Source organism: Massilia agilis (assembly GCF_024756255.1).
GTDB classification, from domain to species: domain Bacteria; phylum Pseudomonadota; class Gammaproteobacteria; order Burkholderiales; family Burkholderiaceae_D; genus Telluria; species Telluria agilis.
In genome coordinates, this window is the sequence record NZ_JANUHB010000001.1 from 1,312,068 (window position 1) to 1,331,597 (window position 19,530).

Sequence of the window (19,530 nt, forward strand, 5' to 3'; positions counted from 1 at the left end):
AAATGAAAGAACAAGCATTGATCAGTGGGCTGATCCTCGCTGGCGGACGCGGCACGCGCATGGGCCACGTGGACAAGGGGCTGCAAGCGTTTCGCGGCAAGCCAATGGCGGCGCACGTGCTCGAGCGCCTGGCGCCGCAGGTGGCCTCGGTCGCCATCAACGCCAACCAGAACCTGGACACCTGGGCCGGTTTCGGCGTGCCCGTCTGGCCCGACGACACGCCTGGCTTTGCCGGCCCGCTGGCAGGCCTGGAGGCCGGCATGCGGCGCGCCACCACCGACTACGTGCTGACCGCGCCGTGCGACTCGCCCTTCCTGCCGCCCGACCTGGCCGAGCGCCTGTTCGCCGCGCTGCAGGCTAAAGGTGCGGACCTCGCGTTCGCGGCGACCCAGGAGCCGGGCATGCTGCGCCAGCCGCACCCGGTGTTCTGCCTCGTCAAAACCAGCCTGCTGCCGGTGCTGTCGGGCTACCTGGCCGCCGGCGGCCGCAAGATGGACGGCTGGTACAAGGACCTGAAGGCAGTCGAGGTGCTGTTCGACGACGCCGACGCGTTCCGCAACATCAATACCCTGGACGAGCTCGATGCGGCAGCGCGTAGGGTGGGCAGCTGTGCTGCCCACGCGTCCGAACAGAGCATGCCGGATTTGAACGCGTGGGCAGCAAAGCTGCCCACCCTACAAGACGTCGCCAGCTGCGTGTCCGGCTACGATCCCAATGCCCTGCCGGTGCGCGACGCGCAGCGCATCATCCGTGAGTTCGTCACGCCGGTGCGCGCCGTCGAACAGGTCGCGCTGCGCTCGGCGCTGGGCCGCGTGCTCGCGCAGGACATCGTTTCGCCCTTCAACGTGCCCGCCCACGACAACTCGGCGATGGACGGGTTTGCGCTGCGCGGTGGCGATCTCGCGGCCGACGTCCCGACTACGCTGCGCGTCATCGCAACCGCGTACGCCGGCCGCCCGTCCGACGTGGCGCCGGGCCCGGGCGAATGCGTACGCATCATGACCGGCGGTGTCATGCCGGCCGGTTGCGATACGGTGGTGCCGCAGGAGTTCACCACTGCCACCGACGACAGCGTGACCATCCCGCCGGGCACGGTACGCGTGGGCGACAACCGGCGCCTGGCCGGCGAAGACCTGAAGGCCGGCAGCGCCGCGCTCGCAAAGGGCAAGATCGTGCGCCCCGCGGACCTTGGCCTGCTCGCATCGCTCGCCGTGGCGGAAGTGCCCGTACAGCGCCGCCTGCGCGTGGCCTTCTTCTCCACCGGCGACGAGCTGCGCTCGATCGGGCAGCCGCTGGACGAAGGCTGCGTGTACGACAGCAACCGCTACACCATCTACGGCATGCTGCAGCGGCTGGGTTGCGACATCATCGACATGGGCATCGTCCGCGACGATCCGCAGGCGCTCGAAGATGCGCTGCGCGCGGCCTGCGAAAACGCGGACGCCATCGTCACCTCGGGCGGCGTGTCGGTTGGCGCGGCGGACTATACGAAGCAAATCATGGGCAAGCTGGGCGACGTCACGTTCTGGAAGATCGGCATGCGGCCAGGGCGCCCGCTCGCGTTCGGGCGCATCAGCTCGAACGGCCACAGCGCCTTCCTGTTCGGCTTGCCCGGCAATCCGGTCGCGGTGATGGTGTCGTTCTACTTCTTCGCGCGCGATGCGCTGCTGCGCATGATGGGCGCCGAAGCGCCGCTCGAGCTGCTGAAGGCGCGCTCAGTGGGCGCGATCCGCAAGAAGCCGGGGCGCACCGAATACCAGCGCGGCATCCTCTCGCGCGGCGAGGACGGCATGCCGCAGGTGCGCATCACCGGCTCGCAAGGCTCGGGCATCCTGCGCTCGATGTCCGAGGCAAATTGCATGGTGGTGCTGCATGACGAACAAGGCAGCGTCGCGGCCGGCGACATGGTGGACGTGCTGCCGTTCGAGGGATTGGTCTGAATCCACGGCGTGTAGGGTGGGCACTTGTGCCCACGCGCCCCACACTATTCGAGATCGTAACCGCTCACCCGGGCGTTGCCGCCCCAATCAACTGGATACATTCCTTGGCTGACATAGCGATGAAATGTCGAAAATGGCCACTGATCCGCTCTCGTCACGTATCCATGGCGAACCGGATTGAAATGCACATAGTCCATGTGAATTTCCAAGTCGTGTTCATCACGAATCCGATGTTCCCAAAATCTCCGCTGCCAAATTGTCGATTCGCGACGAGCGACGGCAGCCTCTGTCTGCATGACGGGACGATGAAAGGCGCCACCGCAATTTGTTGAAACGAAGCGTTTGATTTCAGACCACCTTGTGGAAAAATCATGGTCGCCTTCAGGCAGCGTCCAGATGACGTGCATGTGATCAGGCAGCAGCACCCACGCATCGATGGCGAACGGTCGCTGCGAGGCAACCAGTCGGATGGCCTGATTTAACGCGCACCGGATACGCTCGTCGCACAGGATCTCCCGCCGACGATACGCGACAACGGTGAAGAAGAAGGTGCTGCCAATGACGCGGCGGTAGCGGGACATGATGCGCCATCGTAGATGATGGCGGCGTCGGCCTAATGCGCGAAATCAAAATCGTAGGGTGGGCACTTGTGCCCACGCTTGGCGTACGCGTTCCCGCGTGGGCACAAGTGCCCACCCTACGTAACGGTTGCGGTCAACCGGTCTTCAGCGAACCAAGTATTCCCGGCAGGTCTCGCAACAGGCCGTCCCTGACGCGCAGGCCGGCGGGCACCGGTTCGCGTTTCTGGTCCTGTACCAGGCGCGCAAAGACCACCACGTGGTCGCCCCTTTTCGCCCAGCCCACGAACCAGCCGTATGCGTGCGCGTCATCCGCGCTACCGTCGGGCAGCACCGGAAAGCCCGTGCCCGTCTTTCCGTGGATTTCCCAGCCGTTGGCGTACCCCACCCTGGTGATGCGGCCCGTCATTTCATAGGCCTGCGGGCTTACCTGGAGCTGGCGGTTCACGAGCCTGCGCAAGAACCCGACCTGCTCATCCGGCGAGATCTTGAGCGATGAACCGAGCCATGCGTAGGTCAGGCCAGGTTTGCCCGGGCTGCCGGTCACGTCCTGGTTCCCGTACTGGAAACCACGCACGTACCCCTGGAAGCGCTCCTCCCCGAGCGCCGTCGTGACCTGCTGCGAATACCACACGACCGAGTCGCGCATCCAGCTCGCGGGGTCGGTCGTCGCTCGCCATTCTGGCCGCCAGTCGATATAGCCCGGCCTGAAAGGCAGTGCCGGCGTATGCTCGTCGCGCAGCAGGCGGCTGTCGTAGCCCATCAGGCTGATGGCGATCTTGAACGTCGATGCCGGCGTGACCCGCTGGTCGCACTGGCCCTGGCGGATCAGGATCGCGCCGGTGGCCGCATCCGCCATCACAGTACACTGGACGACGTCCTGCGCCGCAGCTGCGTGCGCAACGATGCCTGCCGCGAGAAACAGCGCAATCCGGTTGTGCATCCTTCGCTCCTTCGAACCTGGTTGGGTTTACTCGTCGCGATCGACCGTTTCGGCCCCGAGCATCAGTTGGGCCGCCTCGCTCGGCAGCGCTTCCACCGATTTCAGCTTGCGCGCCATCTGGCGGCTGCGCACCTCCGCGCTTTCGATGTTCTTGGCGGCGCGCTCCAGCGTGGCCTTGGTGGCCGCCAGCACGTCGCCGAATTTGCCGAACTCGGTCTTGACCGCGCCCAGCACCTGCCACACTTCCGACGAGCGCTTTTCCAGCGCCAGGGTACGGAAGCCCATCTGCAGGCTGTTGAGCAGCGCGGTCAGCGTCGATGGACCGGCGATCATCACCCGCAGCGTGCGCTGCACGTCGTCGGCCAGGCCGGGCCGCCGCATCACTTCGGCGTACAGCCCTTCGGTAGGCAGGAACATGATCGCGAAGTCGGTGGTCTGCGGCGGCGACACGTACTTCTCGCAGATCGTCTTCGCTTCCAGCCGCACCGCGCGTTCGAGCTCGGCGCCCGCGCGCGCGACCCCATCGGCGTCCGCGTGCTCCGCGGCGTCCACCAGCCGTTCGTACTGCTCCTTCGGGAACTTGGCGTCGATCGGCAACCACAGCGGCGCGCCACCTTCGACCGCGCCCGGCAGCCTGATGGCGAATTCGACCCGTGCGTTGGTGCCCTTCACGGTCTCGACGTTGCGCGCGTACTGGTCCACCGTGAGCACCTGCTCCAGCAGCATCTCCAGCTGCACTTCGCCCCAGGTGCCGCGCGTCTTCACGTTGGTGAGCACGCGCTTGAGGTCCCCCACGCCCACCGCCAGCTGCTGCATTTCGCCCAGCCCCTGGTGGACCTTTTCCAGCCGTTCGGACACGTGGCGGAACGATTCGGTGAGCCTGGTTTCGAGCGTGGCGTGCAGCTTTTCGTCGACGGTCTGGCGCATCTCTTCAAGGCGCTTGGCGTTGTCGGCCTGCAGGTCGCGGATCTTGGTTTCCAGCGTGGAGCGCACTTCGAGCATGCGCTGCGCGTTCGATTCGGTCAGGGCGGCGATGGCTTGGTTGAGGGTATCGGCGAAGCGCTTGAGCGCGCGCGCCTGTTCTTCACGCCCGCCGGCTGCGTGCAGCTGGATCTGCTGGCGCATCGATTCCAACTGCTGCACGATCGCCGCCTGGTTTTGCGCGAGGTGGGCCGACACTTCCTGGCGCGTGCCCTGCGCGCTCGCCTGCATTTCCAGGCGCAGCTCGCGCTCGACCCGATCCAGCTGGCCGCCGCCTTTGCGCAACAGCGCGACCAGCTGCAGCACGATGATGGCCGCAAGCGCCGCGGCGAGGATCAGGAAGTGGGTGTCTGTCATGTGCGCTCAGCCGGCCTTGTTGCGCATCCAGTCGGCGGTGTTGTAGAACGACTGCATCAGGCGCAGCTGCATCTCTTCGTCGATGCCGATGTCCTGCATGGCCCAGGCCATGCAACGCAGCCACTGGTCGCGCTCGCTGCTGCCGATGGCGAACGGCAGGTGGCGCGCGCGCAGCATCGGGTGGCCGTACTTTTCGATGAACAGGTCAGGCCCGCCCAGCCAGCCGGACAGGAACATGAACAGCTTCTCGCGCGAGCTGTCGTTCGGTTTCGGGTGCATTGCGTGGATGCCGGCAAACTCCGGCTCCAGCTCCATCAGGTCGTAGAAGCGGTCGACCAGTTCGCGCAGGCGGCTTTCGCCGCCGATCATTTCGTAAGGGGTAGGTGCGTCACTCATCCTGTGATGATAGCGCAGCCGCCGCGCGCCGTGGGGCTCACCGGTAGGGTGGGCAGCTTGGCTGCCCACGCGTTCAACATCTCCAAATACCGCCCGCGGCAGGGCCTGCATCCGTAGAACGCGTGGGCAGCAGAGCTGCCCACCCTACCGGCTAGCGCGCGTCAGCATCAAGCCTCGCGCAGCGTCTGCAGCGGCGGCTGACGCAACACGTTGCGCAATCCCAGCCAACCGCCGACCAGGGCGCACACGGCACCTGCCACCAGTCCGGCAGCCCACACCCCCGGCTCGAACGACCACGGGAACTTGAACTGGTAGGTGGCGAGCGCCCAGCCCAGCCCAGCCGCGCCCGATGCCGCCAGCACGCCCGAAAGCCCGCCCACGATCAGGAACTCGATGCGCTGCGCCTGCGCGAGCTGCGCGCGGGTGGCGCCGAGCGCGCGCAGCAGGCCCGCTTCGCGCGTGCGTTCGGCTTGCGAACCCATGAGCGCCGCGTACAGCACCAGCACACCGGAAGCAAGCGTGAACAGGAACAGGAATTCGACCGCCGTGACCACCTGGTCGAGCACCTCCTGCAGCTGGTGGATGATGCCGGAAACGTCGATCACGGTGAGATTGGGATAGGCGCGCGTGAGCGTGTTGGCCAGCGCCGCGCCGCGCTGCGGCAGGTGGAACGCGGTCATGAAGGTCTGCGGCGCATTCGTCATGGCGGCCGGGTTGATGATGACGAAGAAGTTGGCGCGCATGGAGCCCCATTCCAGCTTGCGCAGGCTCGTGATCTTCGCATCGACCACCTGCCCCGCCATATCGAAGCGCATCACGTCGCCCAGCTTCAGGTTCAGCGTGCGCGCGATCCCCTGTTCGACCGAGGCCTCGGCCACGCCGGGACCGTCGTTGAACCAGCGGCCGGACACGATCTCGTTCTGCTCCGGTATCTGCGCCATGGTCGAAAGATTGAATTCGCGGTCCGCCAGGCGCCGCGCGTCTTCACTGGTGTAGGTCTGCGGCGTGACCGGCTTGCCGTTCACGGCGGTGAGCCGGCCGCGGATCATCGGGTACAGCACCGGGTTCGCCACGCCGGCGTCCTGGATCTGGCGCGCCACGGCCAGCTTCTGGTCCGGCTGGATGTTGATGATGAAGCGGTTCGGCGCGTCCGGCGGCAGCGAGACCTGCCATGCCTTCATCAGGTCGCCGCGCACGACGGTCAGCAGCAGGAGCGCCATCAGGCCAAGCGACAACGCGACCACCTGCACCACCGTCGCACCGGGCCTGCGCTGCAGCGACGTGAGCGCAAAGCGCCAGCCCTGGCGTTTCGACAGGCCACGCAACCGCCGCAACACCAGCAGCGCCAGCCAGCCCACCAGCGCGAACAGGCCAAAGCCGCCGAGGAAGCCGCCGGCCGTGATCAGGGCGAGCTTGGGATCGCCGACCTGCCACAGCAGCAGCGCGATGAACACCACAACACCGAGCCCATAGGTGGCCAGCGCCATCGGCCGCGGCGCGGCCTGCTCGCGGCGGATCACGCGGTTGTGCGGCACGTTGCGCAGCTGGAGCACCGGCGGCAGCGCAAAGCCGACGAGCAGCAGCAGCCCGGTCGCGATGCCCTGCAGGGCGGGCAGCAGCGAAAGCGGCGGCAGGTCGGTGGTGATCATGTTGCCGACAAGGGCAACCAGCACGTAGTGGGCGGCCAGTCCGACCAGCACGCCGAGAATGCTGCCAGCCAGCCCCACCAGCGCGAACTCGAGCAGGTACATGAACCCGACCTGGTTCTGGGTCATGCCCAGGCAGCGCAGCATCGCGCATGCGTCCAGGTGGCGCTGCATGAAGCGGCGCGCGGCCATCGCCACCGCGACTGCCGCCAGCATGGCCGACAGCAGGCCGACCAGCGACAGGAACCGGTCCGCACGGTCGAGCGTTGCGCGCATCTCGGGCCGGCCGTTTTCCAGCGATTCGATGCGCACGCCCTTGACGGCGCCGCTGTCGATTTGCGCGCGCAGCCAGCGTTCGTACTCGTCCACGCGCGACAGGTCGTTGGTCGAGGGCGCCGCCACCTGCATGCGCCAGGTCACGCGCGCAAAGTCGTCCACCAGGTGCGTGGCGGGCAGGTCGTCCATCGACAGCATCACGCGCGGCGCGAAGTTGACGATCGCCGAGCCGCGGTCCGGCTCCGCCGCGATCAGCTGCGCGATCACGAAGCGCTTGTCGCCCAGCTGGATCGTGCCGCCGACGCCAAGCTTCAGGCTCACCAGCAGGTTGGGGTCCACCCATACCGTGCCTGGCGCCGGAATCGCGGAGGTCTTTGCACCGATCGCCGCGCTGGCGTCGTCGGCATTGGTGGAAATGCGCATTTGCCCGCGCAGCGGGTAGCCCTTCGAGACCGCCTTCACCGAAGCGAGCTGGGCGACCGAGGCATCGCCCTCACCTGCCTGCGCCATGCTGGGGAAGGTCACAGTGTCCGCAAGCACGAGAGCGCGCCGCTCGGCCTCGCGGCGCCAGTCGGCGCGCACCGGCTGGTCGGCGCTCACGAGCAGGTCGGCGCCGATCAGCTGGTGCGCATCGCGATTGAGCGCGGTGCGCATGCGGTCGACGAAGAAGCCGACTGCGGACAGCGCCGACACGGCGACAATCAGCGCCACCAGCAGGAAGCGCAGCTCGCCGGCGCGCCAGTCGCGCAAGGTCATGCGCAGGGATTGGGTGAACATGCTTCGGTAGTTTCCATTGTTAGCCCCGACACGTCGTTCCCGCGGAGGCGGGAACCCATAGAACGTCAGCGGTGAATGGCTGCGTAGCGTAGCCGCATGCTCAGCATGGGTCCCCGCCTACGCGGGGACGACGTTGATTAAGGGTGCTGAGCGAAGAAGGCATCGACTTCGGCCAGGAACGCGCGCTTCTGCTCCGGCTCCAGGAACGCAGCCGCAAAGCTGTTCCTGGCCAGTTGCTTCGCATGCGATGCATCCAGGTCCAGCGCCTCGAAAGCGGCCTCGTAGTTGTCGTTGACGTAGCCTCCGAAGTACGCGGGGTCGTCCGAATTCACGGTCGCCACCAGCCCCTTGTCCAGCAAGTCGCGCAGGTTGTGCTTGCCCATCACGTCGAACACGCGCAGCTTGATGTTCGACAGCGGGCACACCGTCAGCGGCACCTGCTCGCGCACCAAGCGCTCAACCAGCAGCGGGTCTTCCAGGCAGCGCACGCCGTGGTCGATGCGCTCGACGTTGAGGATATCCAGCGCGTTGCGGATGTAGGCCGGCGGGCCTTCCTCGCCGGCGTGCGCCACCAGGTGCAGGCCAAGCTCGCGCGCGCGGTCGAACACGCGTGCAAACTTTTCCGGCGGGTGGCCAACCTCGGACGAGTCCAGGCCCACGCCGATGAACTTGTCGCGGTGCGGCGCGGCGTCCTCCAGCGTGGCGATCGCCTCTTCCTCGGACAAGTGGCGCAGGAAGCACATGATCAGCTGCGCACTCACGGGCGAGTCGTGGCAGGCGCGCGAGATGCCGTTGATGACGGTCTCGAACGGCACGCCGCGCGCGGTATGCGTCTGCGGGTCGAAGAAGATTTCGGCGTGGCGCACGTTGTCGGCATGCGCGCGTGCGAGATAGGCCGCGGTCATGTCGTAGAAGTCCTGCTCGGTCAGCAGCACGCTGGCGCCAGCGTAGTAAATGTCCAGGAACGACTGCAGATCGGTGAACGCGTACGCTTGGCGCAACGCTTCCACCGAGGGATAGGCCAAGGAAACGCCGTTTCTTTGCGCCATCGCAAAAATCAGCTCCGGCTCGAGCGAGCCTTCGATATGGATGTGCAATTCGGCCTTTGGCATCCGTTCAACAATGTTGCGGAGCTGGTCAGTCAGCATAGGTTTTTCCTGTCAGAGATCAGTTAAGTAGGAGCGCGCCGACAAGTGTAGCGCATGCGCGCCGACGTCTCGTTTCACTCTGGAATTTCTGCAAAAACGGCTGCGGTAACGGTGCGCCACAGCTTGGCCATATCGTGCAATATCGACTTACCATTTGTGAAATCGGGATTGTGAAAACGGCCTCCGAAAATGCTTTTTTGGCGGCCTCAAGAGGGCCAAAAACGGGGCATTCAAAGGCGTTTTCGCGGCCAATTAAAAATGGAGTTTTATCTTAAAAATCATTAGGTTACCACCACCATGCAGGCACGCACGACACTGCTTTGACTTCCGGCACCAATAGGCATATAGTGAATTTCATAAACGTAAGAAGACGCTCTCAACATGCGCGGGGGGACCGGAGCCAAATCCGGTACAACAACAAGAAAATCGCTCACCGTCGTCAACGTCAGCATCCTGACGCCACTGCGGTAGCGACCCAAAAAAGGAGTACGCCAAAAGACCGGGGCCTGGGCAGTCGCCAACGCACTGCCGTGACAGTGATCGTTGTTAAGCACATTAGAGGACATGCACATGACCATATTTGACAACTACGCCGCCCGCTATGAGCGTACCAAGGAAGAGGAATATTCACTGTCCGAGTTCTTGCAACTCTGCAAGAAGAATCCCCTGACCTACGCCAGCGCCCCGGAACGCATGCTGGCCGCCATCGGCGAGCCGACCCTGGTCGACACGCGCCTCGATCCGCGGCTGTCGCGCATCTTCGCCAACAAGGTCATCAAGATATATCCGGCATTCCGCGAGTTCTACGGCATGGAGGAAGTGATCGAGCAGGTCGTCTCGTACTTCCGCCACGCCGCGCAAGGGCTCGAGGAGCGCAAGCAGATCCTGTATCTGCTGGGCCCGGTTGGTGGCGGCAAGTCATCGATCGCCGAAAAACTCAAGCAGCTGATGGAGCAGGTGCCGTTCTACTGCCTGAAGGGCTCGCCGGTGAACGAATCGCCGCTGGGCCTGTTCAACGAAGATGAAGACGGCACGATCCTCGAAGAGGACTACGGCATTCCGCGCCGCTACCTGCGCACCATTCCCAGCCCGTGGGCAGTCAAACGCCTGCATGAGTTCGGCGGCGACATCAACCAGTTCCGCGTGGTCAAGCGCTATCCGTCGATCCTCAAGCAGATCGCGATCGCCAAGACCGAGCCAGGCGACGAGAACAACCAGGACATCTCCTCGCTGGTCGGCAAGGTCGATATCCGCAAGCTCGAGGAATACCCGCAGGACGATCCGGACGCCTACAGCTACTCCGGCGGCCTGTGCCTGGCCAACCAGGGCCTGATGGAATTCGTCGAGATGTTCAAGGCGCCGATCAAGGTGCTGCACCCGCTGCTCACTGCCACGCAGGAAGGCAACTACAAGGGCACCGAGGGCTTTGGCGCGATCCCGTTCGAGGGCATCATCCTCGCGCACTCGAACGAGTCGGAGTGGAAGACCTTCCGCAACAACCGCAACAACGAGGCGTTCCTCGACCGTATCTACATCGTCAAGGTGCCGTACTGCCTGCGCGTGTCCGATGAGATCAAGATCTACGACAAGCTGCTGCGTAACTCGTCGCTCGAAAAGGCGCCGTGCGCCCCGGGCACGCTGCGCATGATGTCGCAGTTCGCGATCCTGTCGCGCCTGAAGGACCCCGAGAACTCGAGCATCTTCTCCAAGATGCTGGTGTACGACGGCGAGAACCTGAAGGACACCGACCCCAAGGCCAAGTCGCTGCACGAGTACGTGGACTACGCCGGGGTGGACGAAGGCATGAATGGGTTGTCCACGCGCTTTGCCTTCAAGATCCTGTCGAAGGTCTTCAACTTCGACAGCACCGAGGTCGCGGCCAACCCGGTGCACCTGCTGTACGTACTCGAACAGCAGATCGAGCGCGAACAGTTCCAGCCCGAGACCGAGCAGCGCTACCTCTCCTATATTAAAGAGCACCTGGCGCAGCGCTACGTGGACTTCATCGGCAAGGAAATCCAGACGGCTTACCTGGAAAGCTATTCCGAGTACGGCCAGAACATCTTCGACCGCTACGTGACGTTTGCCGACTTCTGGATCCAGGACCAGGAATTCCGCGATCCGGACACCGGCGAGTCGTTCGACCGCGAGGCGCTCAACAGCGAGCTGGAGAAGATCGAAAAGCCGGCCGGCATCTCGAACCCGAAGGATTTCCGCAACGAGATCGTCAACTTCTGCCTGCGCGCGCGGGCGACGAACAACGGCAAGAATCCTGCGTGGACCAGCTACGAGAAGTTCCGCACCGTGATCGAGAAGAAGATGTTCTCGAACACCGAGGAATTGCTGCCGGTGATCTCGTTCAACGCCAAGGCCAGCGCCGAAGACGCCAACAAGCATGCCGACTTCGTCGCCCGCATGGTCGAGAAAGGCTATACCGCCAAGCAGGTTCGCCTCCTGTGCGAATGGTATCTGCGTGTGAGGAAATCGTCGTAAGGCTGTCGGCGCGCGCACGCGCGCATGCGTTGAACGCATAGGCAGGACGCCCTGCCCACCCTGCCGTTCCCGCGTAGGGTGGGCGGGTTCCCCGCCCACGCGTTCGAGCAGCGGGTGCATGGCCGCACCGCCGAGCGTCAGCGCACAGCCGTGGCTGAGTGGGAAGTGTCCCACGCCGGCGCAGGACATTGACCGATGTGCATGCGCCTGCTGCGCGCGCACACTGGCCCTGCCTGCAACCGTGCGCAGCCAACACGCCGCCACGCAGCGTATTAAGATAGGGGGACCGGGGCACCCGGCCCGCCGCGATAACCAGGAGGCATGTTTTGACTTACCTCATCGACCGACGCTTGCAAGGCAAGAATAAGTCAGCGGTCAACCGCGAGCGCTTCCTGCGTCGCTACAAGGCGCAGATCAAGGATGCGGTCGGGCGCGCGATCAAAGGCCGCTCGATCACCGATATCGAAAACGGCGAGAAGGTCTCGATTCCCGTCAAGGACGTGAACGAGCCGCACTTCGGCCATGCCCACGGCGGCGTCTGGGAGGTCGTCAGCCCGGGCAACACCGAATACCAGAAAGGCGACCAGATCAACCGGCCCAAGTCGGGCGGCGGCGGATCGGGGCGCGGGCGCGCCGGCAACAGCGAGCAGACCACCGAGGACGACTTCATCTTCGAGCTCACGCGCGAAGAATTCATGAACTATTTCTTCGAGGATCTTGAACTGCCGAACATGGTCAAGACCCAGCTCGCGCAGACGGTCGAGTTCAAGAACCAGCGTGCCGGCTACAACGTGTCCGGTACGCCATCAAACATCCACGTGCTGCGCTCGCTGCGCGGCGCGCTCGGCCGCCGCATCGCGGTGGGCGGGCCGACGCGCAAGGCCATGAAGCAGGCCGAGCAGGAACTCAAGCGCCTGCAGGAGCTCGGCTTTGATGACGACGACGTGCGCGTGCTCGAGCTCAAGCACAAGATCCACCACCTGCACACCAAGTTGCTGGCGATCCCGTTCATCGACCCGTTCGACCTGCGCTACACCAACCGCATCAAGGTGCCCAAACCCAGCACCCAGGCGGTGATGTTCTGCATCATGGACGTGTCCGGCTCCATGGACGAGATGCGCAAGGACACCGCCAAGCGCTTCTTCATCCTGCTGTACCTGTTCTTGAAACGCGTGTACGAGAAAATCGAAGTGGTCTTCATCCGCCACCACACGGCTGCGGCCGAGGTGGACGAGGACGAGTTCTTCCACTCGCGCGAGTCGGGCGGCACGGTGGTGTCGTCGGCGCTGCACATGCTGCAGAAGATCCTGTCCGAGCGCTACGGCCAGGGCGACTGGAACGCCTACGTGGCGCAGGCCTCCGACGGCGACAACTGGGACAACGACTCGGTGCTGTGCAAGCAGATCCTGGTCAACCACATCATGCCGCGGGTGCAGTACTACACCTATGTCGAGATCACGGACGGCCCGCCGCAGAACCTGTGGGAGCAATATACCGAAGTGGCCGAGAACAATGCCAACTTCGCCATGCAAAAGATCATCACGCCGGCCGACATCTACCCTGTGTTCCGGGAACTGTTCAAGAAGCAGGCCACACGCTAAGCAGAGGCAATCATGCCAAGAGATCCCCGCCATCCGCGCGCCCTGCCCGAACAGTCGGAGTGGACCTTCGACCTGATCGAGCAGGCGCACGAAGAAATCCGTCGCGTGGCCGCCAAGTTCGGCCTCGACACCTACCCCAACCAGCTCGAGATCATCACGGCCGAGCAGATGATGGACGCCTACGCCTCGGTCGGCATGCCGGTGTCCTACAGCCACTGGTCGTTCGGCAAGCACTTCCTCAGCACCGAAAAGAGCTACCGGCGCGGGCAAATGGGCCTGGCGTATGAAATCGTCATCAACTCCAACCCCTGCATCGCCTACCTGATGGAGGAAAACAGCCTGACGATGCAGGCGCTGGTGATCGCGCACGCCGCCTACGGCCACAACTCCTTCTTCAAGGGGAACTACCTGTTCCGCACCTGGACCGACGCCGAGGCGATCGTCGACTACATGGTGTTTGCCAAGAATTACATTGCCGAGTGCGAGCGCCGGCACGGCATCGATGCGGTCGAGGAGCTGCTCGACTCCTGCCACGCGCTGCAGAATTACGGCGTGGACCGCTACAAGCGCCCGGCCAAGCTGTCGATGGCGCAGGAAACGGCGCGCCAGAAGGAACGCGAGGAATACGCCCAGTCGCAGGTCAACGAATTGTGGCGCACGATCCCGCGGCGCGAGGAAGAGGAGGAAGGCGCCGGCTATGCGCCGCAGCGCTTCCCGCCCGAGCCCGAGGAAAACCTGCTCTACTTCATCGAGAAGTACGCGCCGCTGCTCGAACCATGGCAGCGCGAACTGGTGCGCATCACGCGCAAGATCTCGCAGTATTTCTACCCGCAGCGCCAGACCCAGGTGATGAACGAGGGCTGGGCCACGTTCTGGCACTACACGATCCTGCACGAACTATATAAAGAGGGCATCGTCGGCGACGGCTTCATGCTCGAGTTCCTGCAGAGCCATACCAACGTGGTGTACCAGCCGCCCGCCAACAGCCCCTACTACAGCGGCATCAACCCGTACGCGCTCGGCTTTGCCATGATGAGCGACATCCGCCGCATCTGCGAGGAGCCCACCGAGGAGGACCGCGCCTGGTTCCCGGACATTGCCGGCAGCGACTGGATCAAGACGCTCGACTTCGCGATGCGCAATTTCAAGGACGAGAGCTTCATCGCCCAGTACCTGTCGCCCAAGCTGATCCGCGACTTCCACTTCTTCTCGATCCTGGACGACGACCGCCAGGACAAGCTGCTGGTCTCGGCCATCCACGACGAGTCGGGCTACCGCTACGTGCGCCAGAAGCTGGCCGAGCAGTACAACCTGGGCAGCCGTGAGCCGAACATCCAGGTCTGGCAAGTCAATACGCGCGACGACCGGGCGCTCACGCTGCGGCACACCCAGTTCCAGCGGCGGCCGCTGAACCAGCAGGCGCAGGAGGTGCTCAAGCACGTGGCGCGGCTGTGGGGTTTCGACGTGCGGCTCGAGACCATGGACCCGAGCGGGCACGTGGTCAACTTCATCGACTGCCGCCGCGAAAAGCGGGGCCGCTGACTTCTCCCCTGTTAACTAATAGTAGAAGTCTCGCTGGCCGGCCCCTCCCGCGCTTGCACCGTCGCCCCGGCGCAGGCCGGGACCCATGCCGAGTTAGCCGAAGCACAGCGCCGCGCCCACGGTCCGGCGCCCCGAGCCGGCCGCCTGGCCTGCTTTCGCCGCGGCTCCCCGCCGCCCCTGGGCGGCGTCCTCCGACGCCGCCCAGACTATTTCCTGGCGGCACTGTTGTCTTTGACGCATATCAATAAATTGCCACCCTATCACCTGAAGTCATGCCCTCTCCTAGGGGAGCGACTTTCAATAGTACGACGCCCTCGACTGAAACTGGCTATAGTTAGTAGAAACGCCACTTTGGCAACATATGATATTTGCTGAACAGCAAAAACGGCGTGAAAAATTTGGCAAACCGGCGAAAACGCCCTGATCTTCTACACATCCAGGAAGCACCCCATGCAGACGTCTCGATTTGTATAGACTGATCACCGACCTGTAGCAAGGGGTGACCCCGTGAGAATGCGTGCTTTTAGGCCCTTTTTACAGGGAAATAGGCGAGCTTTTGCCCCCCCAAAAATGTCTGTGCAAAAAAGAATTCGTAGGTATAATTCCGCGATGTCCCGGATGCGGCCCTAGTTTTTTGTCGTGTTTTGTGGGTTTAGTTGGACCAAAACGAGAGAGTTGGTATTGGAGAAAGCAGGATGAATTTTTCGCACGAGAAGGAACCCGGGAAGAATTTCACTGGTATCGCCATTGTCATCGTCTTGCACGTGATTGTCGCCTGGGGGATCATCAACGGTCTCGGCAAGCGTATGATCACAAAGATGGCAGAGGCAGTGGAAACAAAGATCATCGAGGACGTCAAACCTCCTCCACCGCCCGAGACGCCGCCCCCGCCGCCGCCGCCCGAGATGAAGGCCCCGCCGCCTCCGTTCATCCCGCCGGTGGAAGTGCAGGTGCAGCAGCCGCCGCCGCAGCAAAGCCCGATCAGCAACGCCACTTCCGTGGCGCCGCCGACCAACCAGCTGCAGCGCCCGGCCCCGCCGGCCCCGCCGTCCCCCGCGAAGGCCGCTGGCCCGAGCAAGACCGCGGCGGTGGTGGACTTCAATACGTGCTCGAAGCCGGACTACCCGAAATCGTCGCTGCGTAACGAGGAGACCGGTACGTCGACGGTGTCGTTCCTGATTGGCGCTGACGGCAGCGTGAAAGATTCCAAGATTACGAAGTCGAGCGGCTTCCGTGACCTGGATAAGGCTGCTCAGGCAGCGCTGGGCAGGTGCCGCTTCAAGCCGGCAACTGAAAATGGCCAGCCGGTAGAAACCTGGCAGCCGGTGCAGTACGTCTGGACGCTGGATTAACCGAGACCGCTGTTCGTCTCACTTAGTTAAATTTCGTTGTCATTTGTTCAGCGAACTGTCTATTTTAATTTTTGGAGGAAGCATGTTTAAGAATACCCGTTTGTCCGCTCTCCTGGCGGCTGTCCTGTTCTCGGTGTCGGCGGCTACTGCCCTGGTGTCCGCACCGGCCTACGCCCAGGACCAGGCTTCGGCCCCGGCGGCAAGCGCTCCGGCAGCTGCCGCTGATGCGGCTGCCCCGGCTGCTGAAGCTTCGGCTCCGGCTGCTGCCAAGACCACCACTGAAGAAGCAGAGAACCCGTTCGGCTTCCAGGCCGTCTGGAACGGCGGCGTCGTTTCGCGCGGCACCCTGATCATCCTGTCGCTGATGTCGATGGGCTCGTGGTACATCATCATCACCAAGCTGCTCGACCAGATGAAGATCTTCAAGCAGTCGAAGGAAACCGCTGCCAAGTTCTGGAAAGCCCCGTCGATCGCTGCCGGCTCGGCTGCCCTGAAAGACGGCTCGCCGTTCCGCTTCATCGCTGAAACCGGCACCAAGGCCACCCAGCATCACGATGGCGCCCTGCTCGAGCAGATCGACCTGTCGACCTGGGTCACCATGCAGATCCAGCGTTCGGTTGACAAGGTTCAATCGCGCCTGCAAGACGGCCTGTCGTTCCTGGCAACCGTCGGTTCGACCGCGCCGTTCATCGGCCTGTTCGGTACCGTCTGGGGCATCTACAACGCGCTGACCAACATCGGTATGACCGGTAACGCCTCGATCGACAAGGTCGCAGGTCCGGTGGGTGAAGCACTGATCATGACCGCCTTCGGTCTGTTCGTGGCAGTGCCGGCCGTGCTGGGCTACAACTGGCTGGTCCGCCGCAACAAGTCGGCCATGGAAGACATCCGCTCGTTCTCGGCTGACGTGCACTCGGTGCTGGTGTCGGGCGTGATGAGCACCGCAAACGCTGCAGCAGGCGCTAAGAAGGTTGGCTAATCATGTCGATGAGTGTCGGCTCCGATAGCGGAGAAGAAGATACCGTGATGTCGGAGATCAACACGACGCCCCTCGTGGACATCATGTTGGTTCTCCTGATCATCTTCCTGATCACCAGCCCGGTAGTGATGCACCTGCTGCAGATCAAGCTGCCGAACGAAGTCAACCAGCCTGTCAAGAACAAGCCGGAAGACGTGAACATCGTGGTCAGCAAGGATGGCGACATCTACTGGGGCCAGAAGAAAATGGCCAACACGGACGAGCTGTTTGAGAACCTGAAGAAAGAATCGGTCAAGGTCCCTCAGCCGGCAGTCCATGTGCGCGGTGACATGAGCACGCGTTACGAGTCGATCGGCCGCGTGATCTATACCGCACAACGTGCTGGCGTGCAGAAGGTCGGTTTCGTCATCGAACCGCCTGACAAGGGCTAAGTCCCTCGCCGCGGCCCCCGGGCCGCGGCGGCTACCAGTCACCAGAAAGGAAACACTATGAGTATGAACGTCGGCTCGGGCTCCGGAGCAAGCAACGCTGATCCGGAACCGATGATGGAAATGAACATGACGCCGCTGATTGACGTCATGCTCGTGCTGATCATCATGATGATCATCACCATTCCGAAGCAGATGCACTCGGTCAACCTGAACATGCCGGTCGGTAACCCTCCGCCGCCGACGACGCCACCGACGGTGGTGACGATCGACGTGGACTTCGACGGCACTATCCTCTGGGATAATGTTCCTGTGCCGGATCGTGCTACACTGGAAGCGAAGCTTGCCAATGTGGCCGCCCAGCCAGATCAGCCGGAAGTGCACCTGCGTCCGAACAAGCTGGTCGAGTACAAAGTGGTCGCTGGCGTGATGGCTTCGGCCCAGCGCCTCGGCGTCACCAAGATCGGTATGGTTGGCAACGAGCAGTTCCAGTAAGCAGTTAAGACTGTGACGAACACGGCAGGGTTTCCCTGCCGTGTCTATTTTGAGGAAAGATTTTCACAAACATGTCCAAGTTCCGTCTCGCACACCTCGGCCTCGTGATGGCCGCACTCGGATTTACTGCTGCTGCCCCGGTCGTCGGCCTGGCCCCTGCCTACGCCGCCGAAACCGTGCGCCCCGAAATCGGCAAGCCGCTGCAGGAAGCCCAGCAGCTGATGAAGGCAGGCAAGAACAAAGACGCGCTGGCCAGGCTGCACTCGCTCGACAGCGTCAGCGGCAAGACCCCGAACGAAACCTACCTGATCGAGCGCACCCGCGCCGCCGCTGCCTCGGCCGCCGGCGACTACGACCAGGCCGCCAAGGCATTCGAAGCCCTGCTCGCCTCGGGCAAGCTGTCGGCCACCGAGCGCGCCCAGTTCTCCGAGGGCCTGATCGGCATCTACATGCGTGGTGGCGACCTGAACAAGGCAAACGCCGCGATCGAAAAGCAGCTCAAGGAAAAGGATGATCCGAAGCTGCGCGCCTACCTGCTGCAGAACTACTACAAGCAGGGCAACTGGAGCGCGCTCGAGACCGAACTGAAGAGCGCCGAGAAGCGCGGCGGCCTGAACGAAGACCAGCTGGGCATGCTGGCCAACGTGCAGCTGAAGAAGAACGACAAGGCCGGCTACGTCAACACGATCGAGAAACTGGCCGCCAGCTATCCGAAGGCGCGCTACTGGGACGACCTGCTCAACCGCGTGCAGGGCAAGCCGGGCTTCTCCGGCCGCCTGCTGGTGGACGTGTACCGCCTGAAGCTGGCCAACAACCTGATGAAGAAGCCGAGCGAGTTCATGGAAATGGGCCAACTGGTGCTGCAAGCCAAGGCTCCGGCCGAAGCCGTCAAGGTGATCGACAAGGGCTACAAGGCCGGCGCGCTCGGCCAAGGCCCGGACGCGGCGCGTCACCAGCGCCTGAAGGACCTGGCTGCCAAGACCCTGGCCGAGCAGAACAAGAACGCCGCCACCGACGAAGCCGAGTTCAAGAAGCAGAAGGACGGCGACGCCCTGGTCGCGCTGGGCTACGGCCTGGTGCAGGCTGGCCAGACCGACAAGGGCCTGAAGATGATGGACGAGGCGATCAAGTCGGGCACCGTCAAGAACATCGAGGACGCCAAGCTGCACCTGGGCGAAGCGTACGCCGTCGCCGGCAAGAAACAGCAGGCGATCAACACGCTCAAGGGCGTGGAAGGCAAGGAAGGCGCCGCCGACCTGGCCCGTTACTGGATCATGGCCATCAACCACCCGATGTCCTGATCGCGGTTCTGAAGCATCGCTGAAAGCTGCCGGCTCCGCGCCGGCAGCTTTTTTTTCGCCTGTTCCCGTAGGGTGGGCAGATTCTGCCCACGCGTTCAACACACGCCGGCGTCAAGATGACGTCCCGGGCGGCGCTGCTGCTGGCTGGACGCGTGGGCAGAATCTGCCCACCCTACCCGTCTTCCCGCTGAACGCGTGGGCAGGAAAACCTGCCCACCCTACCCGCCCCTGCCACTGGACACGCCCGAATTCGCCCTTTCCCCGCTTCATCACTGTGCAACAGCCCACTTGACCGTA

At 63.5% G+C, this 19,530-nt stretch carries 15 protein-coding genes; 9 read left to right on the forward strand and 6 right to left on the reverse strand.

What is annotated here, in order from left to right; genetic code table 11:
* The first annotated feature begins 2 nt into the window (after positions 1-2).
* A complete protein-coding gene (moeA, locus tag NX774_RS05935) occupies positions 3-1,940 on the forward strand; it encodes a molybdopterin molybdotransferase MoeA (RefSeq protein WP_258821230.1) in 1,938 nt (645 codons plus the stop codon).
* Positions 1,941-1,984: 44 nt separating this feature from the next.
* Here the strand turns inward: moeA and NX774_RS05940 are convergent, their stop codons facing one another.
* From NX774_RS05940 to NX774_RS05965, 6 genes are all read right to left on the reverse strand, one after another.
* Positions 1,985-2,521: an REP-associated tyrosine transposase gene (locus tag NX774_RS05940; RefSeq protein ID WP_258821231.1), complete on the reverse strand. Its 537-nt coding sequence runs from the start codon at positions 2,519-2,521 to the stop codon at positions 1,985-1,987.
* A 133-nt stretch (positions 2,522-2,654) separates the two neighbouring features.
* On the reverse strand, positions 2,655-3,461 hold the full coding sequence (gene blaOXA, locus NX774_RS05945) for a class D beta-lactamase (protein WP_258821232.1): 807 nt from the start codon (positions 3,459-3,461) through the stop codon (positions 2,655-2,657).
* Positions 3,462-3,488: 27 nt separating this feature from the next.
* Positions 3,489-4,799, reverse strand: a complete 1,311-nt coding sequence (locus tag NX774_RS05950; RefSeq protein ID WP_258821233.1) for a DNA recombination protein RmuC — start codon at positions 4,797-4,799, stop codon at positions 3,489-3,491.
* A 6-nt stretch (positions 4,800-4,805) separates the two neighbouring features.
* Positions 4,806-5,195: a group II truncated hemoglobin gene (locus NX774_RS05955; protein WP_258821234.1), complete on the reverse strand. Its 390-nt coding sequence runs from the start codon at positions 5,193-5,195 to the stop codon at positions 4,806-4,808.
* A 167-nt stretch (positions 5,196-5,362) separates the two neighbouring features.
* A complete protein-coding gene (locus NX774_RS05960; RefSeq protein ID WP_258821235.1) occupies positions 5,363-7,894 on the reverse strand; it encodes an ABC transporter permease in 2,532 nt (843 codons plus the stop codon).
* A 137-nt stretch (positions 7,895-8,031) separates the two neighbouring features.
* Positions 8,032-9,042: an adenosine deaminase gene (locus tag NX774_RS05965; RefSeq protein WP_258821236.1), complete on the reverse strand. Its 1,011-nt coding sequence runs from the start codon at positions 9,040-9,042 to the stop codon at positions 8,032-8,034.
* A 570-nt stretch (positions 9,043-9,612) separates the two neighbouring features.
* Here NX774_RS05965 and NX774_RS05970 point away from each other — a divergent pair.
* The 8 genes from NX774_RS05970 to NX774_RS06005 all read left to right on the forward strand — a co-directional run bounded on the left by NX774_RS05970 (position 9,613) and on the right by NX774_RS06005 (position 19,233).
* Entirely contained in the window at positions 9,613-11,535 is a 1,923-nt protein-coding gene (locus NX774_RS05970; RefSeq protein WP_258821237.1) for a PrkA family serine protein kinase, read from the forward strand.
* 326 nt (positions 11,536-11,861) lie between these two features.
* Positions 11,862-13,136: a YeaH/YhbH family protein gene (locus NX774_RS05975; protein ID WP_258821238.1), complete on the forward strand. Its 1,275-nt coding sequence runs from the start codon at positions 11,862-11,864 to the stop codon at positions 13,134-13,136.
* A gap of 12 nt (positions 13,137-13,148) precedes the next feature.
* Positions 13,149-14,678 (forward strand): SpoVR family protein, encoded by a 1,530-nt coding sequence (locus NX774_RS05980; protein ID WP_258821239.1) that lies wholly within the window; start codon positions 13,149-13,151, stop codon positions 14,676-14,678.
* A gap of 695 nt (positions 14,679-15,373) precedes the next feature.
* On the forward strand, positions 15,374-16,030 hold the full coding sequence (locus NX774_RS05985; protein WP_258821240.1) for an energy transducer TonB: 657 nt from the start codon (positions 15,374-15,376) through the stop codon (positions 16,028-16,030).
* Positions 16,031-16,112: 82 nt separating this feature from the next.
* Complete coding sequence (locus NX774_RS05990; protein WP_258821241.1) at positions 16,113-17,009, forward strand: MotA/TolQ/ExbB proton channel family protein; 897 nt, start codon at positions 16,113-16,115, stop codon at positions 17,007-17,009.
* 2 nt (positions 17,010-17,011) lie between these two features.
* The gene (locus NX774_RS05995) at positions 17,012-17,440 is read left to right on the forward strand and encodes an ExbD/TolR family protein (protein WP_258821242.1); all 429 of its coding nucleotides are present in this window, start codon (positions 17,012-17,014) and stop codon (positions 17,438-17,440) included.
* Between the two features lie 57 nt (positions 17,441-17,497).
* Positions 17,498-17,932, forward strand: a complete 435-nt coding sequence (locus NX774_RS06000; RefSeq protein ID WP_258821243.1) for an ExbD/TolR family protein — start codon at positions 17,498-17,500, stop codon at positions 17,930-17,932.
* Between the two features lie 71 nt (positions 17,933-18,003).
* Positions 18,004-19,233: a hypothetical protein gene (locus NX774_RS06005; protein WP_258821244.1), complete on the forward strand. Its 1,230-nt coding sequence runs from the start codon at positions 18,004-18,006 to the stop codon at positions 19,231-19,233.
* The last annotated feature ends 297 nt before the right edge of the window (positions 19,234-19,530 follow it).